The following is a 24,380-nucleotide window of genomic DNA, read 5'->3' as shown; positions in this document are numbered from 1 at the left end:
TATGACAACTAGGGGAAAGCCACCTGAGAGAGAAGAATACACATGGGTTCTAGACTATCTCCCGTATGGAAGCACTGACGACAAGCGGCCATCCTACCAGAAAAAGCCAGTTGTGCAGGCAGTCGGCGAAAAGAATTTCGTTTTAATGGAGCTTGTACCTAAGGAAGGCAAGATTCCCGACATACAATCCCGAGTATACATTGGTGAAGGAGACAGGGATGAGATCGACCATGTAAAACACAGAATCTCATACAATAATCTCAGCCACGGCGCTCAGATAGAACTCCCATTCATTCTTGAAATGAATATTATGCATGATGAAGAAAGGTTTGTCAAATTCTTCAACGATGCACACCCAATAACCAACAGGCTTCACATGCTGGAGCTACTACCAGGCATTGGGAAGAAACTGATGTGGGCTATCATTGATGAAAGGAAGAAAGGCCCATTCAGCAGCCTTGAGGAACTTCACGAGAGGGTTGGAGGAGTACATTCTCCTCAAAAAATAATTGCTAACCGCATAATTGAAGAACTCAAGGAAGATAACATAAAATACAGATTGTTCACCCTTCCTCCCAGACGCCCGAAACATTAAAAGGTGTTCTTTTCTTGGTCAGGGATATTCTCAGAAAATACGGCATCCGTGGAGGAAACCACGACCAACATTTTTTAGTGGATGAACGTATGCTTGACAGGATAGTCGAAGCAGCAGACATCCAGCCGGATGAGGTTGTTCTGGAGATAGGAGCTGGTATAGGCAATCTTACTGAAAGATTAATGCCACGTGCAAAAAAAGTGATTGCTATCGAGCGCGACACGAATCTTGTCGATGTCCTAGTGAACCGCTTTGGAGAAACTGAAAAGCTGGAAATCATACATGCCAATGTTCTTGATGTTGATTTCCCGAAGTTCGACAAAGTAGTATCAAACCTACCATACTCGATCTCCTCAGAAATCACTTTCAAACTCTTCAAATACAAATTCAACCTGGGAATCCTGATGTACCAATATGAATTCGCAGAACGCATGGTAGCCCGAGCAAACTCCAAAGATTACAGCAGGCTTTCGGTGAACACACACTATTTTGCGGATGCATCTATCATTATGAAAGTTCCAAGAGGAGCTTTTTCACCACCTCCCGAAGTGCTTTCCGCTGTGGTGGAAGTCGTGCCCCGACCTTCACCTTTTGAAGTTTTTGACGAGAAATATTTCCTTGACTTTGTTACTGCGGTCTTCGGGCAGAGACGTAAGAAAATGAGAAATTCCATAATCAGGAACAAACAATTACTCGGAATTCCTGACATAAAAGAGTTCATTAACGAGCTTCCACAGGAAATGCTTGGAAAACGACCCGAGAATCTTGAACCTGCCGAATTTGCATATCTTGCAAACCTGATGTACAAACATAAACAAGACATCTGAATATGGTTACTATCAACTACAGGAATGCAGAAATAAAGCTGGCAGAAAACGTATACGAGCCAGCAGAAGATTCTTTTTTACTCGCAGATGCTGCGCTTGAAGTTTGCACGGATGGCATGAATATACTGGAGATAGGAACAGGAACAGGTTTTGTGACCGCCGTCTTGCAGGCTAACATGAATGTCGAACTTACTGCAACAGAGATTAATCCCTATGCAGCTACCTGTGCAAAATCCAATGGCATACCAGTCATAAGAACAGACATGTTTAATGGCATAAAAACAAACAAACTCTTTGATATTATAATATTCAATCCGCCATATCTGCCAACATCCGATGAAGAGAAGGTTCCCGGATGGTTAAACTATGCCTTTGATGGGGGAGAAAATGGCCGTGAAGCAATCATTCGTTTCTTTGAGGAAACCAGTGGTTATCTCAAAGAAGATGGAACTATTCTGCTTTTGATATCTTCACTTACAGGCATAAGTGAGGTTACAGAGCTTATGTCAGAATACGGTTTTGAGCCAGAGATTATTGCGAGTACGAAATGTTCTTTTGAAGAACTTGTCGTCATAGAAGGAAAGCACGGATAATACAATCTAAGTAAAAAAAATGGAAATGGCCTGGCCATCCCTCACATGAATCCATCAATCAACTCATTTACAATCCCGGCTTTTGTTTCGCTCCTGATGAGAGGACCGGATTTAAGCATACTAAAACCGTCCTCAAAAACAGGCCGGTCATTAACATAGAATACGCCAAGAGGTATCCTATCACCCCATTCAAGAGATTTCTCAAAGGCTTTTACCGCGTCATTTGACGGGTATTCATCTACTTCCAGTTTGTAGACCCTTTTCGAGTACCATTTGAATGTATTCAGATGGTTAAAGGTGACACATGGTTGAAGTATATCCACAAGGGAAAAACCTTTGTGCTCTATAGCTTTCTTGATCAATTCACTAAGATGCTTTATGTCGCCTGCAAAACCTCTGGCCACAAAAGAGCAGTTCTGTGAAATTGCCAGAGAGAGAGGATTGAACCGGCTGTTAAAGACACCTTCCCGATTGATTTTAGTTGTCATACCTTTTTCAGTAGTTGGAGATGCCTGTCCTTTGGTAAGACCGTATATCTGATTGTCATGGACAAGCAGGGTGATATCCGGATTCCTTCGGATCGCATGTATAAAGTGATTACCACCTTCACCATAGCAGTCACCATCCCCTGCAATTGCCATGACTGTCAGCTCATGGTTTACTACTTTCGCACCTGTAGCCGGGGGAAGAGTACGGCCATGCAGTCCATTGAATAAGTTGCAGTTCAAATAATGAGGGAGTTTCCCGGACTGACCAATTCCGGAAACAAGTAACATCTCATCAGGAGATTTATCCATTTCCACTAAAGCTTTTTTCAGGGCTTTGAGTATTCCAAAATCACCACAACCCGGACACCATGCTGTCTCAAAATTTCCGTAGTCATCAATGCTTACCATTTACACCATCCCCTTCTGCTTAAGATCATCAATTATTGACTGCGGACTGAAAGGCAGGCCATCATACCTGAGAACCTTCTCAGATATCTCGATCCCGGTTTCGATCCCGAGTAGGCGGGCAAACTGGCCCGTGATGTTGTTCTCAACACAGACCCTTTTATTGAATCTCGAAAGTATATTTCGCGTGCGCTCTACCGGAAGAGGATAGATACGACTGAAATGTACCAGATTTACAGAACCACCCTTATCATTAAGTGTATCCACAACTTCAGCTAAGGGTCCGTAAGTAGACCCCCATCCGATCAGAGTTAGATCAGCATCCTCCGGTCCGTAAACTTCGGGAGGTTGCATCCCATCTGCAAGAAGTTCCAGTTTATTCATTCTCTTGCAGGTCATGTCAATTCTGTTCCCCTGGGACTCATCTATATGTCCGAACTCATTATGTTCATCGCTATCTGCACAAACAAGTACTCCTTTCTGTCCGGGAAGTGCACGGGGTGAAATCCCGGTAGAAGTTAATTCATACCGTTTGTATTCTTCTTCCAAGTCCCGTATATCTTCGTCAGACAGCAGATGCCGATCAATTGAAACTTTTGAAGGGTCAAATCTTTCACATGTGAAAAGAGAATCCGCAAGATACTGATCACTCATGACGATTACAGGTATCTGATACTGATCTGCAATATTGAAAGCCTCTGCAGTCATGTAAAAGCACTCTTCAGGAGTACCCGGGGCAAGAATACATCGCGGGAACTCGCCCTGTGCTGCATGAAGCGCAAACAAGAGATCACCTTGCTCTGTCATTGTAGGGAGACCTGTCGCAGGTCCCGGACGTTGTGCAAGGAAGATTACCACAGGGGTTTCTGTGGCTCCTGCAAGGCCAAGAGCTTCCACCATCAAAGAAAATCCGCCACCTGATGTTGTAACCATTGAGCGTGCACCTGTAAAGGAAGCACCTAAGGCCATATTAAGCGCAGATATCTCATCCTCCGCTTGTTCAACAACCACAGCTAATTTGTCGGATTTTCCTGCAATGTAATTCATTACCCCGGTTGATGGGGTCATCGGGTATGCAGATAGAAAATGCAGACCTGCGGCAAGAGCTCCTAATGCCACAGCATCGTTTCCCGCAATGAGCATCTTGTTCTCATGCTTTTCAGGCTCTTCAATACTGAATTTGCAACCCTGCGGATAGTTATCCTTTGCGTAATCATAACCCATTCGTGCAGCCTTGATGTTAGTATCAATTATTTCCTGGCCTTTCTTTTTAAATATAGAAGAAAGCACCCCTGCCAGTACATCGAAATCCAGACACATCAAGCCCATTGCTGCTCCGACAGCAACAGAGTTGGCATATAGCTTATTGCCACCGGTGTCCTTTGCAATCTTCAACAAGGGAACATGGAAAAGTGAGTCATGCTCTTTGTCAAACTGAACGACATCCCTGTCAACTATCACAACCCCATCAGACATCCCATCAATGTATTTCTCTATGGAATCCCTGTCAAGAGCTATCAATATGTCAACTTCCTCATCCATTGCACTTACAGGTTCATTGCTGATCCGTATCTGAAAAGTGTTATGCCCACCTCTTATTCTCGACAAATAATACTGGGTTCCGAAAACGAAAAAACCGCATTTCATTAAAGTTTTTGAAAGTACGCTGCCAATGGTATCCAAACCCTGGCCTGCTGCCCCACCTATTTTGATATTAAGATCTACTGTAATTGAAATCCCCTCCAGGTCCTTAAGCATGATATGTAGACATATTCACCGGAAAACATCGAAACCGGCAGATAATCAAAGGACTTTACTACCACACATATGTGGATTATTCGAGTTATGGCCTTATATTTTTAACTATCCTCCCGGGAAGTAGCAATATTGATGAAATAATAAATATTTTAAAAATAGGATATATTTATATAAGATATAATGTATTATAATCAGTAATTAGAAAACAAGCTCAAGTGTGATAAAAATGGAAAGGATGCCAACAGGTATTGAGAACTTGGATAAGAAGATTGCAGGCGGATATCCTAAAGGTAAAGGTATACTTGTAACCGGCGTTCCAGGAGCAGGGAAGACCATTTTCGGACTTCATTTTCTGCATAAATCCTGTATGGACGGGAAAAAGTGTATCATGGTTGCAACAGAAGAAACACCTGAAGACCTCATGTCACAGGCATCCATGTTGGGACTCGGACTTGATTCGTTCATAGAAAAAGGGAATCTGCAAATCAAACCTGTGATTGAATTCAGAGCTGGTGGTATTGCGCGAGATGCAAGACTGACAGAAGATTTTAGTGATACTGAAATAGAGATCATAGAAGAAACAGGACTTGACAGGTACATCAGACCCGATCAAACTGGTTTTAATATAGAAGAAATTGATCTCATTGACATTGTAAGGCTCATTCCGGAAGATACCGAAGTTGCTGTTATCGATAATATCGGAGTGCTGGCTTTCGGGCTGACAGCAAAGGAATTCAGGGACAAGTTTGACACTTTGAATCGCCTGCTTGCACAGCAAAAAACTACCACCCTGTATGTAATGGATGAAGCTGCATATGAGATGACACATAAAATAGCGGATTATTCCACATATGGTGCAGTAAAATTATTTGTTAAAGAGAATCCTTATACAGGAAATAACGAACGTTTCTTAAGCATACCCAAAATGCGCAGCACAAAAATTGGTCTTGATGTAAGTGTTTTTGATATAACTTCAGCAGGCATAAAACTCAAGGGTTCAAAAGGTAAGCTTGTAGAAATATGAAATAATAGCAAATTATTAACCATAGCTATTTCTTTTTTGTCTTTATGCTAGTATATCGGAAGTTCTCATTTTAAAGATCTAGGTGTCAAATTTTTTGCAACATGCTAATTGAATATAGCGATAATTATAAGAATAATTAAAAATTATCTAGTTATATAAAAATCAAAATTATAAATATTGTATTATCGGAGATTAAAAGGAGTTGTTAGAATTTCAAGCGAGGAGAAAGCAAAAATACTCATTGTTGATGATGAAATAATGAATATAGAATTGCTCCGGGCGTACTTGGAAGACAGTTATGAGGTAACCGCTGCTACCAATGGTCATGAAGCACTTGAAATTATCCAGGGGGAAAAGCCTGATATTATCCTGCTTGACGTAATGATGCCTGATATGAATGGGTATCAGGTATGCGAACACCTCAAGCAGAATCCTGAAACACAATTCATCCCCGTCATAATGGTGACAGCTCTTTCAGGAAGGAATGACTGGATATCCGGAATCGAGGCTGGTGCGGATGAGTTTTTAACAAAACCCGTTAACAAACTTGAACTTCTCACAAGGATAAATTCCTTACTCAAACTTAAGACCCTGCACTTCGACCTACTCGCCGAGAGGGACAAGCTTGAGCTTCAAAACCGCATACGCTCCGTGCTTACCCAGATAATTCCAGCTCTCCTGAAAACATTACCACCGGAACAAAAAAACATTGTCATTCATCAGATGATAGACATGGTAGTTGAAGCCATATTTGAAAGCTCCAATGATGAAATCAATTTTGTCGGATATGAATGCGTAGGCGAACTATGCTGCCAGATAATCAACCAGCTTGGAGCAAACTTTGAAGTTGAGAATATCGGTGAAGAAAAAAGTTTTACCCTTAAAGGAAATACATGCCCCTGGGGTAAAGAAGAAGCCCGGTCCAACCCCATACTCTGCACGCTTTCAAGAGGAATATTCTCAAGGATAATTAGCATGAAAGACGAGGACATGGAAATTGATGTCCTCGAGACCATGGGCAATGGAGACGAGCACTGCCTTTTCGAACTAATAAAGCTGGATTAAGGGATCAGGTCAAGTATCCTGATTGCAAGATAAGCTGCGTTGGCACCGTTATCTATTCCAACACTTGCAACAGGTACTCCCGGAGGCATCTGCGCTGTTGAAAGCAGGGCATCAAGACCCATCATTTTTGCACTCACAGGCACCCCGATCACAGGTTTCTTGGTCTTGGAAGCAATAACTCCGGGCAGAGCAGCCGACAGACCGGCAATAGCAATATAGACCTTCGAATCGCTCTGAGAAACGTATTCTTCAAGCTTGTCAGGATTACGATGCGCAGATATCACCTGTACATCATAAGAATAGTCACTGTTATCCAGTACACCAGTCACCCTATTAGCAATAGCCCTGTCTGACTCCGAGCCCATTATAACTGCAATGTCTACCATTTAATATCTCCTATGGAAGGTTTCCTTCACCACTCAATTCATGTTGACGTTCAATGCTCATACGTATAAGTATCTCAAAAATCTCTTTTACCGATGAAGTATCAAGGTTTTTCTCGGTGGCGGCATCAACAGCACGTCCAAGGACAACATGGTTCTGTCCCTTATCAGTAATCTGCATGCCTTCCTTCTGTTTTGATTCAAGAACTTTTTCTGCAAGATCGACCCTTTTGTGAATCAACTCAATAATTTCATGATCTATCTTTTCAATTTCCGCACGTACTTCTTTTATAGTGGTCATGTATCTCGCCGTTTAAAGTTTGCTTGCGCCCCTATTATTAATCTTCGTATTTATCAGAGTTCCGCTTACACCACATTCTTCCCATGCCTTCCTGAGAGAACATCCAGACTGCTTGTCAACAAGAGCAACATAAGAAGGACCAGTACCCGACAAAGTGACACCTTTAACACCAAGCTCAAGTGCACGCATCAGGAACTCCGTATCAAATCCAAGAGCATTGCAGTAAAGAAAACCGTTAAGCGTCATTGCCTTTTCATATTCATCTTCAAGGGAAAGACTGTAGGCGATATCCACCCAGGGAGCTATCAGTCTCGATCTTTCTACATTGGTAGAAGAACTAAAGGATTTTATGTCGGGTGCGAAAATCAATACTTCAGATTCCCTTTTTGTTCTTTTGACAAGTTTTAACTCCCGATTATCAGTAACAACAAGACCTCCGAAAAAAGAGGCACATGCATCATCAAAGGCACCGGTTATAGTAACACCTGAGTCCTTAGCTGCCTGCACACCAAGGCGAACGACCTCAAGAGGCTCCATTTCCTCACCGATGGCAGCCAGTGTTGCCAGTACTGTTGCATTGGCAGCCGCACTACTGCTTTTCAGGCCACTTGCAAGCGGGACATCACTCCGGGTTCTGACAGTACCTCCCATCTCCAGTCCAAAATGTTCCAGCACATACTCCACAGATTTCACTATAAGATTTGTATCAGCGTCAGGAACTCCTTCTATACTTCCTTTGATAGTGGACCCGTTTTTGGAAAGTTCCACATCTGCATACGTTTTTAGGTCTATACCAAATGCTGCACCTTTCCATGTAGCTATTGCATTGATAACAGTACCTGCACCCAGTGCATGGGCACTTCCTTCCAGAGTCATACCATCACACCATTTTTAACAATAATATTTGAGAGTTATAGCACACATATCCAAGATCCGTTTCTTGAAAGCTATATTCGTTTTTCTGAAATTATCCGCTCTCTTCCATACTCTCTTTGTAATGCAACATACATGGCAATATGCTATTTAAACATTCAGAAATATATGGGTGGATTATTTTAAGCAAATTGCGTAAATCGTGACCATTGAAACAATTAAGCAACATTTTATAACTTATGCAACTGAGTATAAAAAACAACTGCAGTTTTTTACGCCTTTGCATCCCTGAATCATTGCATTGATAGTATTATATGATAGAATTCTAAAGAACCATTTTTAGATACATTTATTAAAGAATACGAGAAAACAATTTGTAGAACAGGCAAAGCCTGTTCGGACAGATTATTAAGGGGGAGTAAGTTTATGGTAGCTGCTACTAATGCATGCAGTGTCCTGAAAAAAGGGCAGCGTTTTGCATGTGGAGAATGCGGGATCACTTTTGAAGTCGTCAGTGAGTGCAATGCTGGCTGCGCAGACGAGTGCGAAATAACACTCAAATGCTGTGGAAAAGAGATGAAACTAACTGAAGGTTAAGCCCGGGTTTGATCTTTTATTTTTTTTGGAGAACACTTTAATATAAGTGTTAGTTTCCTTTGCTTGTCAACCTATTCTTAAGTTCGCTATAGGACTTTTCATATGCGTCAAGAACATAAGGACTTAAGAGACCTTCATTTATCCCGTCCACGGTACAATTGCACATATCCCTGTCCTGTACCTTATCTTCATCACAGATCAAAGTCATCAGTTGGAACTTTGATTTTTTAAAATCTGAGAGAACATCTGCAAATGCGTCATTTTGGACACCATACAAAAGAAGGATACCACCGGAGATCTTACCATAGAACTTGATCTTCTCATAAGTCTCTTTTTTTATCTTTGATTTGTCGTTGTGCAAGGAAACACTTTGCAGATCCACAATTACATTAAGTCCTTTTCTTTCCTTCAGATCCATAGGTAACATATCAGGAGACAGCTCCTCATATTTGGCTCCAAGGTCATGAAGTTGCTTTACAATGTCTGATTTTTTTTCACTCATTATGATAAGGGATTCTATATCCCCATCTTTTCCAAGCAACTGTGATATCTCTTTTACAAAAATCTCACAGCCGATTATGCTCATCAATGGCATGTACCTTACTCCCGTAGCACTTGTTTCGAGTCTGGACAGATGCATAGACAGAGCAGTTTTTGGCAAAAAGGCCTGTGACAGTAAAATAAAGCCACCTACCAGAAGTCCGGGGCAAACTCAATGGCTTGCTTATCAGGTAGTGTATATCAGGACATTTCTGTTCATTATCCATCTGATACTGTCCCATAGGAAATGGGGGTTCAGGTAGTATATATAATCTCCGAAAAGTTTCTGTTCCCGAAATTAACACCAGTGAGCACACCATGCTCTATATAAGTACAGTGAATCACTAACAGGTACAAACGATACTTTTATAACAAATACGCGTCACTATATTTACAATTCTCTGAGATATACAATTCAAGAGAAGTAAAACCAGTTATTCGATAATTTGGAATTGAATTGCGGTAAACCTGATAGTTCTTATATTCAGTAATAATCGAGTTTACCTTAAAAGGCGTATTCATGCCACAAAAGAAAGAAAAAGTGCTCAATTATGGAACGTTCTACGGATTGCATATAGAGTGGAGTTTTGTCTAAGTGCTCACGTAACGTATCCGTCAACAGCAACGACCTAAAAAAGCATTTAAATGTTACAGGCAGGATTACGGAGAGATCAGATGAACGAAGTAGTGTTTGGAGAAAAAGACGACAAACAACTGATATATTTACCTGAGAAATGTATCGGTTGTGGAACGTGTACCATGGCATGTCCAAAAAGCTCCCTGGTCATCGGTTCAGTAGGAGCCGTTGCAAGGGGCCTTATAGACAAGGATTTCCTTGAGAATCAGTCAGAACTCTGCATTGTATGCGGAATCTGTGCAAAGACATGCCCCACTGGCGCACTCGAAATGAGACAGGCTGGAAAGTCTGTAAATGACAACAGCTACATCAGTGTTGCTCTTAAAGACACAACCGTCAATGACAATTGTGTACATTGTGGTCTCTGTGAGCAGGTGTGCCCACAGGGCTGCATTGAGGTTAAACAGTGGCTTGCAGATGACGGAAGCTCAAGTGTCGATGGTGAAACTATCATCGATAACGAGTGCTGTATTCACTGCAGCTGGTGTATGTCAGTCTGTCCTGTAGATGCAATTACAGTGGAAAAACCATTCGAAGGAACCTGGTTCAGGGATGAGAAAACCTGTACCGCCTGTAGGACCTGTGTAGACACATGTCCATGTAATGCTCTTTTCAACCCTGACTGGGAAGCCGGCCAGAGAGTCGACAAGGTTGCACAGCGTTCTGATGCATGCATATACTGTGGTGCCTGTGATATGTGCTGCCCGGTAGATGCAATAACAGTTACCAAGACAGCTATTATTCCTGAAGTTGAAAAGAGAGGACTCCTTGAGAAGAAACTTCTCAATGTTGAAATGCCAAGACCTACACTTACCTCAGTACTGGAAACCGACGAGGAAGCTTGCCTTGGATGTGGAAACTGTGTAATCGTATGCCCGGTTAACGCAACTGACGATGAAGTAGGAGCAGGTTACCTCAATGAAGTCGACGGTAAAAAACTCCTTGAAGTCAGGAATGGTACCGTCAAGGTAGTAGACCAGGAAATCTGTGGTTCTGACGGAGCTTGTGCCATGATATGCCCTGTAGATGCTATCAAACTCACGAGGAGGGAGTTATAATATGGCTGGAACAATTGCAATTAAAAACGGATATGTGTTCGATCCCCTCAACGAAGTCAACGGGGAAAAGATGGACATTTTCATAAAGAACGGTAAAGTCGTAACCGAACTTTCAGCCTCCGAACTGAAAGATGCAAAGGAAATCGATGCAACCGGCAAGACCGTTATGCCTGGTGGTGTGGACTCACACTCACACGTAGCAGGAGCAAAGGTCAACGTAGGTAGGATGATGAGGCCTGAGGACCACTACAAGTTCTACCAGAAGAAAACACCTATCACACACTCAGGATGTGGATACAGTGTTCCTTCAGTCTACCTTGGTGGTTACGAGTATTCCAAGATGGGATACACAACCGTATTCGAGGCAGCAGTCCCACCAATGGAAGCACGTCACACCCATGAGGAAATGCGCTCAACCCCAATGTTGGACATGGGCGGATACCTTGTACTGGGTAACAACTGGTTCCTTATGAGATACCTTAAGGAAGGAGACATCGAAAAGGCTGCAGCATACATTGCCTGGATGATGAAGACCCACAAGACCTACGGTATTAAATGTGTCAACCCTGCCGGTGTAGAGAACTGGGGATGGGGAGAAAACATAGGTGCTCTGGACCAGGCGAACATCCACTTCGAGGTCACACCGGAAGAAATCATCAAAGGACTCGCCGAACTCAACGAAATGCTTGGCTTCCCGATGCCGGTACACCTGCACGCAAACAATCTCGGACACCCAGGGTGCTGGGAGATCACGAGAGACTCACTTAAGATTCCAAAAGCCGTCAAGGCAAGACCAAATACCAATGTCGAATGGGCAGAAACTAAGATGAAGCCACAGAGGCATGAGTCTGTTTACCTTACACACTGCCAGTTCAACGCATTCGGCGGAACATCCTGGAGAGACTTTGAATCCGGAGTAAAAGGAATCACCGACTACGTGAACAGCCACGACCACGTTGTCATGGACAGCGGATGTGTCCCATTCGGTGATGCAACAGTCATGACCGGTGACGGTCCTGCAATCCACGATCTCTACATGCTTACCGGACACAAGTGGTCCAACACCGATGTAGAGTGTGAATGTGGTTCAGGAGTACTGCCATTCGAATACCTGAAAAACAACCCTGTACACAGTGTACAGTGGGCAATGGGTCTTGAAGTACTGCTCTATGTGAAGGATGCATGGAAGAGTATCATGACAACCGACAGCCCTAACGGTGGACCATTCATAAAATACCCACAGGTCATCGCATGGCTTATGTCAAACAAAGCAAGACAGGATACCTTTGCAGAATGTCACAAGTGGGCAACGGACAGGTCCGAACTCGCTGCTGAGACAAGAGAAATGGATCTCAATGAAATAGCCATTGTCACCCGTGCAAACGCTGCAAGGACTATTGGTCTCTCACACAGCAAGGGTACCCTTGCCGTAGGTGCAGACGGAGATGTAGCGATATACGATATCGATCCTAAGGCACTCGAAGTTAACGATTACGAGAGCATCATAAGAGGCTTTGAGAACGCAGCATACACCGTAAAAGGTGGACAGGTCGTATCCCAGAAAGGTGAGATCGTTGCAGTCCCTGAGAAGAAGACCTACTATACTGACATAGCTATCAGTGCTGACAACGAGAAGAACATGCTCGACGATGTCAAGGATTGGTTCAAGTACTACACTATCGGATTCAACAACTATCCGACACCTAACAAGTACCTTGCAAACCCAACTCCGATCAAGATAGATGCAGAGGTGTAATTATATGGCAGAAGTAACTCTTAAACCAACAGGAAATTTTGACCTGACAGTTGAAGCTGAAGTGGTCACACCTGACAACTTTGCCGGCAAAAGTGCAGAAGAGATCGGACAGTTGCTTGTCTGGCAGGGACCGGTGCAGTATCCTCTTTCTAACTATTTCGAAGTAAAGGGAGACGGTGCAGCTTCCGCTGAAGAAACAACTATTGTAATCGATGGCGATGCATCAAGGGTCAAGCGTATCGGTGAAGGCATGACTGCCGGAAAAATCCTTGTCAAAGGTTCAACCAGCATGCATGTCGGAGCAGAGATGAAGGGCGGCGAAATCATTGTCGAAGGTGACACTGATTCATGGGCCGGAATGGAAATGGAAGGCGGCCTGCTTCACATAAAAGGAAGCACAAAAGATCACCTCGGTTCCGCATACAGAGGCAGCTGGAAAGGTATGACCGGCGGACGCATAGTCGTAGACGGAGATGCTGTTAACCAGGTTGGCGGCGGAATGAGCGGAGGAGAGATCGTTATCAGCGGCAACGTAAAACACTTCTGCGGAATCCGAATTAACAACGGCCTTATCGTTGTAAAAGGAAATGCTCACAGGACAGTTGGAGCAGAAATGACCGGTGGTACTATCGTTATTGGTGGAACAATCGAACAGTTCACTCCGGGATTCGAGCTGGAAGACATTGAGTCAGACCTCAAGTTCGATGATATCGAGTGCGCCGGAGAATACAAGAAGTTCACAGGAGACTATGCTATCCCACAGAAGGGGAAAGGCACATTGTATGTTTCCTGTATGAACAATGAGTGTCTGTGAGGTGATATTCATGCAAGCATTACTCAATACAGGAAGTACTATCGAAGAAGGCAAGCTTGCCAAAGGCGGTAACAAGTACTCCGAAGAATACACAAAGGAATGTGCTGTCTGCTGGATGTGCGCAGAGGACTATGCAGTTCTCGGATTCCCTGAAAAGGTTTCTGTAACATCCAGGGATGGAAAGCACACGGTAGCAGTTTATCCGAAGGTGACCGAGGCAATGAGATCCGGTCAGGTATTCATACCAAGGTCTATCTGGGCCAATGTGGTTGTTGAACCTGACACATTCTCCACAGGTTCACCACGTTACAAGGGAAGCCCCGTTATTGTTGAACCTACCGATGAAGAGGTACTCAACGCCGAGGAAATTGTCTTGAAGCTATACATGGGAGGTGAATAAAATGGTCTACAAGAACATTATCTGCCCTGTTTGCGGAGGATCATGTGACGACGTCCAGATAGATCTGGATTCTGAGAATCGTACAATTGATGTCCAGAACGCATGTAAAATGGGTAACGCCAAGTTCCAGGAAGTTGTGAGCTCCCACAGGATACTTAAACCAACTATCAGGGAAAACGGCAAGGTCAAGGACGTCAGTTGGGAAGAAGCACTTGAGATGGCAGCAGACATACTTGTTGACTCAAAGCGCCCACTATTCTTCCTTGGAAGTGAGACATCATGTGAAGCCCAGGAAGTAGGAATGCACATCGCTGAATATCTTGGCGGTGCAGCCGACTCTAACGCAACTATCTGCCACGGACCAACCGTTATGGGAATCCAAGAATCAGGTATGGTAGGAGCTACAGCCGGTCAAGCAAAGAACAGAGCTGACATGATCGTCTATTGGGGTGTCAATGCACTGGAATCCATGCCAAGACACATGTCAAAGTATGGTGTTTTCCCAAGAGGTTACTGGACCAAGAGAGGAAGGTTCGACAGGACTCTCGTCACAGCCGACCCAAGGAGAACTCCCACAGCTGTCGCATCAGATCTGCACCTGCAGCTCAACCCAAACACTGACTACGAACTGCTCAGTGCCCTGTTTACCATCCTCAATGGCAAGGAACCACATCCATCCGTTGAAGAGATAACCGGAATACCAATCTCCGTGATGAAGCAGACCATTGAGATGATGAAGGAAGCAAACTTCGTAGCTATTTACGTAGGACTTGGTGTCTCATCATCATACGGCAAACACAGAAACATTGAGATCGCACTGAACTTCGTCAAAGAGATGAACAATTACACCAAGTGTAATATAGGTGCTCTCAGAGGTCACTGTAATGTGGCAGGATTCAACCAGCTTGCTTCCTACCTCTATGGTTACCCATTCGGTCTTGACTTCATGAAGGGATACCCAAGGTACAACCCTGGAGAGACAACCTGTGTGGACCTGCTCAGGGAGAAGGATGTTGACGCAGCATTTGTTATGTCCGCTGACCTTGTGAACCACATTCCTGCAGACTGTGCAAAATATCTCGCAGACATACCGATGGTCTGTCTTGATATCGCACCATGTCCCACAACAACAGCTTCAGAGGTTGTTATTCCTGGTGTAATTGATGCTATGGAATGTGACGGTACGTTCTACAGGCTCGACAATGTGCCTGTACACTTCGAACCATTCACAGATTCTCCATTTTCTGAAACAAAGAGCAATGAGGACACCCTCAAGCAGCTCTTTGCCAAGGTAAAGGCCAAGAAGGAAGCATGAGTGAGAACTGGTACTCAGAAAAGAACAGGAAAACTGAGGTCTTCCGAAAAGATGAGGAAAACATTTCCTCTCCCTTTTATGTTCCGCTGAAGTGCCTGGAGATCACTGAGAACAATAAACAACACATCAATGTGGACGTTATCATCGAGGAAAGGTTCGACCTTTTCGTGAATAACGTTCATATAACCACTTTTTTTGCAAGTCCGATGGAACTCAGAGAGCTTGCACTGGGATTTCTTGTCTGCGAGGGATTCATAGAACCTGATGTGAAAGTGGACTCCATCAGCGTAGAAGAGAAATCTATTTTCTGCGAGATCGACATCAATACTACGGAACTGGAAGAACTCACACATCTTGAGAGATGCGGTACCACATCATACAATAAAGACAACGTCAAAAAGGTTAATTCCAATACAGGATTTAGCACCGACGCCATTATCCATGCAGTAGGCCAGCTAAAAGAAGTAGGAAGAATCTGGCACCGCACCGGAGGAGCACACACATCCATCATCTGTAATAATCAGGGAGAAGTACTTTTCTTTTGTGAGGACGTGGGAAGGGCATGCTCGATGGACAAGGTTGTTGGCAAAGCTCTGATGAACGGCATAGACCTTTCCGGATGCGCTCTGGTAACTACGGGCCGGCTTGCCTCTACAATGGTCTCAAAAGCAGTTAACGCCGGATTCCCACTTGTCGCAAGCAAGGGAGCCACCGTGCGTGAAGCAGTGGAGCTTGCACAGGAGGCAGGGATTACACTGGTTGCTTTTGTGAGAGGGAGAAAATTGTATGTATATACCGGGGAAGAGAGGATAAACTAAACACTCTGACAAGTTAATCCTGTCAAAGAAATAGTCACCCTTAACGCCGAAAACAAAACCATTATATCACATAACCTCCCTAGTACACCCGCATTAAGTAACACAAATGCAATTAAGAATAATACTATCATTTTGAAAGAAGGTAACATTATGAGTGAAAAAATTGGAATTTTGGCTATTGGGCACGGCAGCAGATTACCATACAACAACCAGGTTGTAACAGAGATCGCAAACATGATTGCAGAGTCTCACCCTGAATATATAGTTAAAGCAGGATTCATGGAGAACAGCGAACCTACAGTTGAAGAAGCACTCATGTCCTTCGAAGGCACAGGAGTAACAACAATCGCTGCTGCACCAGTCTTCCTCGCATCAGGCATACACATCACAAAGGACATTCCTGCAATTCTCAAACTGGATGCTGAGACAAACGAGGGTGAACTCGAACTTGATGGAAACAAAGTCAGGATCGTCTACGCAAAGCCTCTGGGAAGTGACAGTCTCATTGCAGACCTTATCTTCAAGAGAGCACAGGAAGTTCTCTAAGACTGTGTCATAGACACAGTATTCTTTTTTCATCAGTAAATCGTTTTTTCAAAATCTTCATTTAATCTTATAATTAGCGATCTTTTTTGTACTTTTGAAAGATACTTCATCAAAGTAAAGTCTTAAAACTAATCATGGACAGAGTTCAACAATCCATGTTTTAGGCTATTAGATATCAAAGTATTTTGCATCAGTTGTAAAATAGATGGTTTTTCAGTTCTAAACATGCACTTCTTGAAAAGAGATATATACTTTATTGCTAATGATATTCCAGAAGGAAGAGCACATTATGAGCGAAAAAATTGGAATCTTAACTATTGGGCACGGCAGCAAATTACCATACAATAACCAGGTAGTCACTGAGATCGCTAATATGATCTCAAAAAAGTATCCGGAATATGTTATCAAAGTAGGCTTTGTAGAGCACAGTGAACCTACTGTTGAAGAAGCACTCATGTCCTTTGAAGGAACTGGTGTAACAAAAATAGCTGCAACACCCATATTCCTTGCATCCGGAGTACATCTCACCGAGGATATTCCAGAGATGCTTAAGCTAGATCCTGAAACCAACGAAGGTGAGATCGAATTTGAAGGACAAAAAGTAAAGATTGTCTATGCCAAACCTCTTGGAAGCGACAGACTCATTGCAAATCTCATTTTTAACAGAGTACAGGAAGCACTCTAAGTCTGTGTTACTTACACAGAACTCTTTTTTGTTTTTATTAGGATTCAGACAACAATACCGAGCTGACCTGATCTTGCACTGACCGCATTTTCTATAATATCTGCAAGATTATCACGCTCAATGTCAGTTACAGCTGCAAATACAGTTATTTTACTATCTTCATGAGCTCTGGTGCTGACATACTCTATCTCCGGTTGGTCCTGGTAGGAGGTCACACTGACTTTAAATGCTACAGATTCTGTGTGGAGAAGCATTTTCAGGTGTCCCAGGAACCGGGGATTCAACTTCATTATACTTTTTTTAATCGACTCTATCAGCTCCAGAACTATGTGAGTTACCTGATTCAGATCAGAAAAATCACTAATAGAATAGGAATCGGCATAACTGCTTACATTGAAGTGATTAAACTCATCCGCTTCAGGAGTACATGAATCGGCATGTACTTTTTTGTTTGTTTTTGTAGTTTCATCATTCATTCCTGAAAGATGTGGAGCATCTTTCAAGCTTCTGAGAAGTGAATCTGCAAAGCTGATGAATGAACCATCATCCCATTTCAATGACAAAGAGTGAAGTGTGGCATGAGGATTTATTTCTTTTATAGCTGTTTCAAATTCAGACAATTGATGTGTGCTTAGCAGGTCTTTTTTGTTAAGCAAAACAATATCTGCATTTTCTATCTGCTTTGTGATCGCTTCCCCCGAGTGCTGCATCAGATCTTCGAATTTACATCCATCAATCACCCCTATAACAGGACCCATACTTACTTCTGGACCAAAATCCATTTTCTCAATCTGCTCTTTCACCCTTAGCGGAAATGCAACGCCTGTCGGTTCAATAAGGAGGATATCAGGATCGTATTGTGCCTGTACCAGTGCTATATTTCCTTCCAGTGCATATTTCAGAGTGCAACAGATACAACCTCGTAGCATTTCTTTTGATTCCAGCCCGTTTTCACTGATAACCTGGCCGTCAACACCCACATCACCAATGTCATTAACAAGCACTGAAACACTCAATCCATTTTCTTGAAGGTATTTTCCTATTCTGATAACAGAAGTTGTTTTTCCACTGCCTAGAAAACCACCGATGATTACTATTTTCATGCACGTCTCCTCACTGAACAATTAAAACTGCTTACAAATCAAAGCAAGCAGTTATCATCTCCTGTACCGCAAACTGTCATGTCATGGTCATAGATATCATCCATAGCATCATTTTCTTCATGCAGATGTCCGTGCCCATGGTCCTCATGGTGATCATCGTCATGATCGTGGTGATGGTCGTGATCATGAGAGTCATGCAGACGTTGTGTTGTCATATTCCTGCTGGCAAATACATTTTCAACATTTTCATCCACAAGATGCACGAGACTATCCTCCCCTATCCCGGAAATCGCTGTCAAAATCTTAAACCGGGGCCCTGAATGGACAGCCGTCTGTATAATGTTCACTGCCGGACTTTCGGAATGTGAAGTTATGCTTATTTTTACAGTTTCTACTGAAGTCTCCAAGAACATTTTTATGTGTCCTACAAATTCAGGACTGAATTCAATAATTTCCGATTTGACATTTTCAGCAATTTCTATTGCAATTTCTCTTGCAGTCCCGGCATCAATGTCATCTTCCAGTATCCTGTAATCGTTTGCATATGAAGCAAGGCCTGAACTTTCACTATCATAGTGTGTATGATGGTGGTCAGCATGGTTATGGTGGCCATCGTGGTCATGTCCGGCTTCCTGATGAATTGTCTCCCCTGCCTTCATATGTTCTGTAGAAACTTCTTTATCTGTAACTTCATGTTTAACGGTTTCCGGAGCAATCACCCTCATCAATTCAATGAAACCTTCATCCTTCGCATTTGAAGACATTTTGATGACTTTTGCTTTTGGATTTAACTGCTGCACGGACTCTTCAAGAATTGGTACCCTTATAGAGTCTATCAAATCTGTTTTATTAATGGCCAGAATTTCCGCATCCTCTATCTGCCTTAATGCATATACCTTGACCGATTTCATAATGTCCTTAAACCGACTGCCGTCTATAAGAGTAACAAGAGGTGCAACCTTCACCTTGTCCCCAAAGTTCATCAGTTCAAGTTCCCTTTTGATAAGATTGGGAAAAGCAATTCCGGATGGTTCCACGAGAATAAAATCAGGATTATATGAGTTGTAAAGTTCTGTAAGTGTCGTTTTCATATTGAGTTTCAGTGTGCAGCAGATACATCCATTTGTTATCTCTTTTGTATCAAGTCCGTATTTTGATATCAGATCACCGTCAATACCTACTTCACCGACTTCATTCACTATTATCGCAACTGTGTTGCCTCTTTCAGCCAATTCTTTGCCTATGTTGATTACTGTTGTTGTCTTTCCGCTTCCTAAAAAGCCACCAATGACTATTGCATCCATCTCACCTACCTCCTTAAATGCAATTAAAAGTTAATTTCAACTTATACCATATAAACTTAACTACAAAGTTGGAGAATATCCAAAAAAAGCCTTGTAAATACAAAATCAAGTTGTAATCAGCCATTATTTAATTGATTTATCATTTATGAGCATAGAAAATACCCCTTATAAAATATATATTTTACAATGTCCTCAAATGGATTTGAATAAAAAACAAAGTCTAATGAACAACTCACTTGAAAATTTAAAAATAGAAGAAGTAACTATTTTTGCACTAATACCAACTATTAAGTTGGAAGGCTCAAGGGAAGTAAATGAAAGAGAACTCAAGTTTGACAGACACAAGGTCAAAATCGTTTATGTCAAACCCCTTGAAAGCGACAGGCTCATTGCAAATCTCATTTTTAATAGATTTACAGGAAGTCCTCTAAGTCTGTGTTACTTACTCAGCACTCTTTTTTGTTTTTTTACCTGGCACTCACTGCTAAAAGAGACCATTCCGACCATGAGACATTCTCATCAGAAGCCTCAATTCTGATATTCAAAAAAGCAAAAATCTTTGCCTTATTATTTTCTAAATGTTTTAAATAGAGTGACGTTGTGGTACACTATTTAAAAATTCATCATCTAGTTTTTCAATTGCATCATCTATTACTTTAATAGCTTTGTTCCTATCCCTTGGAAGCAATGCGTCAAAAGTAACTGTATTTATGGCATGTATACCTAAATAAGATACATTTTCAACTTCTATTAGTTCAATGAATTTTTTCTGTTCCTCAAGAACTTCCAATTCAGTTGCCAGTACAAATTTTCCATTTTCAACATCTTTTGCTAGCTGGCTATCACCGAAAGCTCCCATCGTAGTTACTGCTACAGCCGAAGGCTTTGTTGCATTGATCAATTTTGCTGTATCAATTGCATTTTGAATACCTTTTCCTCTGCCTGCTCCACCAAATATGAAAATACCAATATGCCTCATTCCAGCTTTGTTTAATCGTTCTAATTGCTCATATGAATCTTTTAAAGCAAAACCTTTATTCATGTAATTAAGAACTTCTTCATCTCCTGTTTCGAGTCCTACCCACAAGTCGTTTATTCTCAGATCACGTAGCTCACGAAGTTCTTCGTCTGTTTTACTTTTGATATTATTAACAGAAGCGTACATTGTAATAACTTCAACATCAGGTAAATATTTTATAATTAATTCTGCTATTGGCTTTAAGCGACTTGCAGATAATACAAATGCATCTCCATTTACCAGGAATACTCTTTTAGCATCCCCATGAAGCTTTCTTGCTTCCTGCAAATCCTTTTCGACCTGTTCAATAGACTCTGCAGCAAATTGAACATCTTTATACATTGTACAATAAGTACACCTGTTATGAGCACATCCCACTGTAACTTGGAGCAGTAAACTACCTGCTTCATAAGGAGGTCTATAAACTGGTCCTGTATACTTCATTTTACTTTCTACCTCAATTTCATGAATAAAACACAGAAAATACTAATTGCACAATCGGATTAACTAACCAGATCATTAGTTATGCTGATAAGCCTGGCAATTTCCGTTTCACTATAAGCATCTGAGTGCGCCATTCCAAAAGTCCCTTTATCATTGTCAAAATACTTCCCAGTAATCCCATTGTACTCTTCTGAAATTGACAAAGCATACAAAATATTTGCACCCTTATCAGCCGGAGACCAAAAGTTTCCGAAAACTTCTTTTACCATTTTTGTTCCAAGTAATGAGCCTGGATTTACTGCGACTACAGCTATATCTTTTAATTTTTTGGCTAAATAGAAACTCCACATAGTCAATGCCAATTTACTTTGTGCATAGGCTTCTCCTTCAGATAGCTCCTCTTTTCCTGATAGTGCTTTATACGATATCGAAGACTGTGCAGCCGAACTTAAATTTATAATGCGGGATTCTGCTCCTTTTTTTAATAGAGGTATTAACTTGTTAGTCAGTAAATACGGAGCTAGATAGTTTACTACAAAACGCACATCCAAGCCATCTTTATTACGAGATGGAGAACTGCTATAAACCCCTGCATTATTAATCAGTACATCAATTTTTGATATTTCTTTTTTGATTTGTTCAGCCATTTGTTTTACTGAATCTAAATCCGAAAAATCCGCTACAAATCCTTTTACTTTTTCATTTTTTGTTGTCGTTTTTATTTCAGAAACTACTCCACGAACTTTTTCCGGATTTCTTCCATGAATATAAATTGTATGTCCCTCTTTTGCTAGCTTTATAGCAGTAAGTTTTCCAATTCCATCCGTACTTCCTGTTATTAATATGGTCTTTTTCATTCTTTACTCCCCCTATGTAGCCTTTATTAGCCATGTCTTTTAAGCAATACGAATACAATGAATTGCTCCATATTTTTCTAAGAGAATCACGTAACTTCAAACGATTCGATATTTGCTTTCGCTATACCTCTACAAAACGCATTATGTCGTCAACATCTTTTCTTGGAGTTGGTGCCGGATGTTCTTCTTCATAGCCATAAACAACAAGTGCAGATACTGTTTTTTCTTCTGGCAATCCTACGATTTCAGAAATTGATTCATCACTAATGGCTCCCATTATACAGGTTCCAACACCCTTAGCATGTGCTGCTAAACAAAATGTTTGGCATGCAATGCCAGCATCAAAAACTTCCCAAACATTAGCTTTTGAAGTGATGTAATCACCTCCATCTAATTTGCCACTCTTACCTTTGACAAAGCTCAATATTGCAACACCTTGTGCTTCTTTCAATGTATTTATGTTATAAACAAATCCATTAACACCATCATTTGCAAGTTTTTTTATAGTTTTTTTATCATCAACCAATGTATACCTCGCTACCTGGAAATTTCCCCATGAAGGTGCCCATCGACTAATCGAAACAATTTCCTTCATAGTCTCCCTGTCTACTTTTTCATTTTTAAATTTACGAACGCTTCTGCGTTCTTTAATCATTGTAATTGCGTCCATTGCCTCTTTCTTCCTGTTTTATTTGTTCATGTTTGTGATTTTTTAAGCAAATCGCTTTTTAATCAATGCAAATTCAATGAACCATCTTGTGTACTATTAAAACACACTTAGTGTTACATATACCACATACAGACATTTTATGTAGTAGCTAACAAAAAGTATAGTTATACGAAATCCATGATAATCGATGAGAAGCTGATCAATATCAGAAACAACAAGGAATATCAATCTCCATAGAAGCAACTCTTGAAGTAATTAGTAGAAAGTAGAAGCCCCTAATCATCTAGTAGTTGAGATAATACGCTACAACAAACTGCAACAAAGAAACAATCACAATGTTTGCCCATCTATAAAGAGTGAAATGTTTGGACAAAAATACAAAAAGATAGTATATAGCATAATATTTTATGCCATTTTTTTATCGCAAATCCAAATTGATTTGGTTAACTGCATTAAAGCATTTCTATATAAAAAAACAGAAATTCAGTACATACAGCAGTACTGAATTACATAACTGAAATATTGCTTATCAGCAGGCGTAAGTACCAAACATGGACTTAGCAGATTCTACCATATCAGCCAGCATGCCAACAGGAATGCTCATTATCATTTCCTCTTCCTGTATCTCAGTGTATTTTCTGCTTCCACTGCAACCAACGGTTACTCCGGCCTCACCGGTAAGATATGGATAAGCAACTCCATCTGCACAGATACTCTGCTTACCCGCAAAGCCTGCGTTTATACGACCTCCTGATTTGTGAAGCAACGCCTGTGATAATTCCATTACCTTCTTGGGATTAGTAATGATGAGAATCACGTCAGGCATGAAGGTAGCTTTCTCAAGAGGGGAATAAACAACAGCCTTGATAGAAGTTGCAGGGACCATAGGTACCTTGTCCATAGTTGTCTTTGCAGAATCAAGGGTCTTGAAGTGGTTCAGGTTGTAGTAAACTTCACCAGACTTAAGTTTTGGATTCATTTCCATCAGACCCATTACAGCAGCCCCGCCCTTGCACTTCTGGTCATCAAGCAAAGCGTAGAACTGCGTACCCAGCCTTCTTACATTGTCTACCATCTGGCAATGCCTCGTATTTTCATCTATATGAGGAATTCCTTCAGGAATTTCCTCATCGGCCTTAACAAGACGTACAGCAACCGGAGAAGTATCGATTTTAAGTACGTCTATGAGTTCTTTCCCTAATTTCTGAATTTCTTCGTTGTTCACTGTGATAACTCCTGTAAAAAAGATCAGTTTCTCGGATGTGCAAATATTATGCACAACTGCTATATCAAACTTACCATTGAATAATTAGTAAAAAAGCATGATACTGCGCCACTATAAATTAACAGGCGTTAACATATGACAGATAATCATAAAGAAAAATAAAAGTAGATTATGTAATATTTCTTTTAGTATAAAAGACCGGGATTCTCAGAAGTTCTTTATTTTGTTTAAAATTTTGTTTAAAAAAAAGAGAAAGGAAGATATGAATTGCTTTTCATTAG

General features: G+C 41.5%; 28 protein-coding genes. 15 read left to right on the top strand and 13 right to left on the bottom strand.

The window, feature by feature from the left end; translation table 11 throughout:
- Window position 1 precedes the first annotated feature (1 nt).
- From V7O62_RS13845 to V7O62_RS13835, 3 genes are read left to right on the top strand one after another with little or no spacing between them, the layout of a single operon-like run.
- On the top strand, window positions 2–595 hold the full coding sequence (locus tag V7O62_RS13845; RefSeq protein WP_406656928.1) for a DUF655 domain-containing protein: 594 nt from the start codon (window positions 2–4) through the stop codon (window positions 593–595).
- A 14-nt stretch (window positions 596–609) separates the two neighbouring features.
- The gene (gene rsmA / locus V7O62_RS13840; RefSeq protein ID WP_406656927.1) at window positions 610–1,422 is read left to right on the top strand and encodes a 16S rRNA (adenine(1518)-N(6)/adenine(1519)-N(6))-dimethyltransferase RsmA; all 813 of its coding nucleotides are present in this window, start codon (window positions 610–612) and stop codon (window positions 1,420–1,422) included.
- Between the two features lie 2 nt (window positions 1,423–1,424).
- Window positions 1,425–2,015 carry a HemK2/MTQ2 family protein methyltransferase gene (locus V7O62_RS13835; protein WP_406656926.1) on the top strand — a complete coding sequence of 197 codons (591 nt, stop codon included), beginning with the start codon at window positions 1,425–1,427 and terminating at the stop codon, window positions 2,013–2,015.
- Window positions 2,016–2,056: 41 nt separating this feature from the next.
- On the opposite strand, the gene V7O62_RS13830 is transcribed toward V7O62_RS13835, so the two are convergent.
- Both V7O62_RS13830 and V7O62_RS13825 read right to left on the bottom strand, forming a co-directional pair.
- Window positions 2,057–2,911, bottom strand: a complete 855-nt coding sequence (locus tag V7O62_RS13830) for a 2-oxoacid:ferredoxin oxidoreductase subunit beta (protein WP_406656925.1) — start codon at window positions 2,909–2,911, stop codon at window positions 2,057–2,059.
- Window positions 2,912–4,666 carry a 2-oxoacid:acceptor oxidoreductase subunit alpha gene (locus tag V7O62_RS13825; RefSeq protein WP_406656924.1) on the bottom strand — a complete coding sequence of 585 codons (1,755 nt, stop codon included), beginning with the start codon at window positions 4,664–4,666 and terminating at the stop codon, window positions 2,912–2,914.
- Window positions 4,667–4,892: 226 nt separating this feature from the next.
- Here V7O62_RS13825 and V7O62_RS13820 point away from each other — a divergent pair, with 226 nt between their 5' ends.
- Together V7O62_RS13820 and V7O62_RS13815 are read left to right on the top strand one after the other, a co-directional pair.
- On the top strand, window positions 4,893–5,690 hold the full coding sequence (locus tag V7O62_RS13820; protein WP_406656923.1) for an ATPase domain-containing protein: 798 nt from the start codon (window positions 4,893–4,895) through the stop codon (window positions 5,688–5,690).
- A 177-nt stretch (window positions 5,691–5,867) separates the two neighbouring features.
- Window positions 5,868–6,755, top strand: coding sequence for a methanogen output domain 1-containing protein (locus V7O62_RS13815; RefSeq protein ID WP_406656922.1), 888 nt, complete (start codon window positions 5,868–5,870; stop codon window positions 6,753–6,755).
- Here V7O62_RS13815 and V7O62_RS13810 read toward each other — a convergent pair.
- From V7O62_RS13810 to V7O62_RS13800, 3 genes are read right to left on the bottom strand one after another with little or no spacing between them, the layout of a single operon-like run.
- Complete coding sequence (locus tag V7O62_RS13810; protein ID WP_406656921.1) at window positions 6,752–7,141, bottom strand: 5-(carboxyamino)imidazole ribonucleotide mutase; 390 nt, start codon at window positions 7,139–7,141, stop codon at window positions 6,752–6,754. The two genes, V7O62_RS13815 and V7O62_RS13810, sit on opposite strands and share 4 nt — an antisense overlap.
- Before the next feature lie 10 nt (window positions 7,142–7,151).
- Entirely contained in the window at window positions 7,152–7,439 is a 288-nt protein-coding gene (locus V7O62_RS13805) for a chorismate mutase (protein WP_406656920.1), read from the bottom strand.
- Between the two features lie 12 nt (window positions 7,440–7,451).
- The gene (locus tag V7O62_RS13800) at window positions 7,452–8,315 is read right to left on the bottom strand and encodes a shikimate kinase (RefSeq protein WP_406656919.1); all 864 of its coding nucleotides are present in this window, start codon (window positions 8,313–8,315) and stop codon (window positions 7,452–7,454) included.
- 423 nt (window positions 8,316–8,738) lie between these two features.
- Here V7O62_RS13800 and V7O62_RS13795 point away from each other — a divergent pair, with 423 nt between their 5' ends.
- The gene (locus tag V7O62_RS13795) at window positions 8,739–8,909 is read left to right on the top strand and encodes a hypothetical protein (protein ID WP_406656918.1); all 171 of its coding nucleotides are present in this window, start codon (window positions 8,739–8,741) and stop codon (window positions 8,907–8,909) included.
- A gap of 49 nt (window positions 8,910–8,958) precedes the next feature.
- Here the strand turns inward: V7O62_RS13795 and V7O62_RS13790 are convergent, their stop codons facing one another.
- Window positions 8,959–9,504: a hypothetical protein gene (locus tag V7O62_RS13790; RefSeq protein WP_406656917.1), complete on the bottom strand. Its 546-nt coding sequence runs from the start codon at window positions 9,502–9,504 to the stop codon at window positions 8,959–8,961.
- Window positions 9,476–9,691 carry a hypothetical protein gene (locus V7O62_RS13785; protein WP_406656916.1) on the bottom strand — a complete coding sequence of 72 codons (216 nt, stop codon included), beginning with the start codon at window positions 9,689–9,691 and terminating at the stop codon, window positions 9,476–9,478. The genes V7O62_RS13790 and V7O62_RS13785 overlap by 29 nt, the downstream gene beginning before the upstream one ends.
- Window positions 9,692–10,124: 433 nt before the next feature.
- Here V7O62_RS13785 and V7O62_RS13780 point away from each other — a divergent pair, with 433 nt between their 5' ends.
- From V7O62_RS13780 to cfbA (V7O62_RS13745), 8 genes are all read left to right on the top strand, one after another.
- On the top strand, window positions 10,125–11,144 hold the full coding sequence (locus V7O62_RS13780) for a 4Fe-4S binding protein (protein ID WP_406656915.1): 1,020 nt from the start codon (window positions 10,125–10,127) through the stop codon (window positions 11,142–11,144).
- 1 nt (window position 11,145) lies between these two features.
- A complete protein-coding gene (locus V7O62_RS13775; RefSeq protein ID WP_406656914.1) occupies window positions 11,146–12,900 on the top strand; it encodes a formylmethanofuran dehydrogenase subunit A in 1,755 nt (584 codons plus the stop codon).
- A gap of 4 nt (window positions 12,901–12,904) precedes the next feature.
- Entirely contained in the window at window positions 12,905–13,714 is an 810-nt protein-coding gene (locus V7O62_RS13770; protein WP_406656913.1) for a formylmethanofuran dehydrogenase subunit C, read from the top strand.
- Between the two features lie 10 nt (window positions 13,715–13,724).
- Window positions 13,725–14,114, top strand: a complete 390-nt coding sequence (locus V7O62_RS13765; protein WP_406656912.1) for a molybdopterin dinucleotide binding domain-containing protein — start codon at window positions 13,725–13,727, stop codon at window positions 14,112–14,114.
- A gap of 1 nt (window position 14,115) precedes the next feature.
- The gene (locus V7O62_RS13760; RefSeq protein ID WP_406656911.1) at window positions 14,116–15,429 is read left to right on the top strand and encodes a formylmethanofuran dehydrogenase subunit B; all 1,314 of its coding nucleotides are present in this window, start codon (window positions 14,116–14,118) and stop codon (window positions 15,427–15,429) included.
- Complete coding sequence (fdhD, locus tag V7O62_RS13755) at window positions 15,426–16,247, top strand: formate dehydrogenase accessory sulfurtransferase FdhD (protein ID WP_406656910.1); 822 nt, start codon at window positions 15,426–15,428, stop codon at window positions 16,245–16,247. Before V7O62_RS13760 ends, fdhD begins: the two co-directional genes overlap by 4 nt.
- Window positions 16,248–16,397: 150 nt before the next feature.
- Complete coding sequence (cfbA, locus tag V7O62_RS13750; RefSeq protein WP_406656909.1) at window positions 16,398–16,793, top strand: sirohydrochlorin nickelochelatase; 396 nt, start codon at window positions 16,398–16,400, stop codon at window positions 16,791–16,793.
- Window positions 16,794–17,055: 262 nt separating this feature from the next.
- A complete protein-coding gene (cfbA, locus tag V7O62_RS13745) occupies window positions 17,056–17,478 on the top strand; it encodes a sirohydrochlorin nickelochelatase (protein WP_406656908.1) in 423 nt (140 codons plus the stop codon).
- Window positions 17,479–17,522: 44 nt separating this feature from the next.
- Here cfbA (V7O62_RS13745) and V7O62_RS13740 read toward each other — a convergent pair whose 3' ends face one another.
- Together V7O62_RS13740 and V7O62_RS13735 are read right to left on the bottom strand one after the other, a co-directional pair.
- Window positions 17,523–18,581 (bottom strand): GTP-binding protein, encoded by a 1,059-nt coding sequence (locus tag V7O62_RS13740; RefSeq protein WP_406656907.1) that lies wholly within the window; start codon window positions 18,579–18,581, stop codon window positions 17,523–17,525.
- 38 nt (window positions 18,582–18,619) lie between these two features.
- Window positions 18,620–19,885, bottom strand: coding sequence for a GTP-binding protein (locus V7O62_RS13735; protein WP_406656906.1), 1,266 nt, complete (start codon window positions 19,883–19,885; stop codon window positions 18,620–18,622).
- Window positions 19,886–20,087: 202 nt separating this feature from the next.
- Between V7O62_RS13735 and V7O62_RS13730 the strand changes: the two genes are divergently transcribed.
- On the top strand, window positions 20,088–20,423 hold the full coding sequence (locus V7O62_RS13730; protein WP_406656905.1) for a hypothetical protein: 336 nt from the start codon (window positions 20,088–20,090) through the stop codon (window positions 20,421–20,423).
- 45 nt (window positions 20,424–20,468) lie between these two features.
- On the opposite strand, the gene V7O62_RS13725 is transcribed toward V7O62_RS13730, so the two are convergent.
- From V7O62_RS13725 to V7O62_RS13710, 4 genes are all read right to left on the bottom strand, one after another.
- A complete protein-coding gene (locus V7O62_RS13725) occupies window positions 20,469–21,347 on the bottom strand; it encodes a radical SAM protein (protein ID WP_406656904.1) in 879 nt (292 codons plus the stop codon).
- 59 nt (window positions 21,348–21,406) lie between these two features.
- Window positions 21,407–22,204 carry an SDR family NAD(P)-dependent oxidoreductase gene (locus V7O62_RS13720; protein WP_406656903.1) on the bottom strand — a complete coding sequence of 266 codons (798 nt, stop codon included), beginning with the start codon at window positions 22,202–22,204 and terminating at the stop codon, window positions 21,407–21,409.
- Between the two features lie 121 nt (window positions 22,205–22,325).
- Window positions 22,326–22,874: a nitroreductase family protein gene (locus V7O62_RS13715; protein ID WP_406656902.1), complete on the bottom strand. Its 549-nt coding sequence runs from the start codon at window positions 22,872–22,874 to the stop codon at window positions 22,326–22,328.
- Window positions 22,875–23,403: 529 nt separating this feature from the next.
- A complete protein-coding gene (locus V7O62_RS13710; protein WP_406656901.1) occupies window positions 23,404–24,099 on the bottom strand; it encodes a DUF169 domain-containing protein in 696 nt (231 codons plus the stop codon).
- Window positions 24,100–24,380 lie beyond the last annotated feature (281 nt).

This window comes from Methanolobus sp. ZRKC2, from assembly GCF_045291185.1.
Lineage (GTDB): Archaea > Halobacteriota > Methanosarcinia > Methanosarcinales > Methanosarcinaceae > Methanolobus.
The sequence above is the reverse complement of the archived record's forward strand: the minus strand, read 5'-3'. Positions and strand labels throughout refer to the sequence as shown.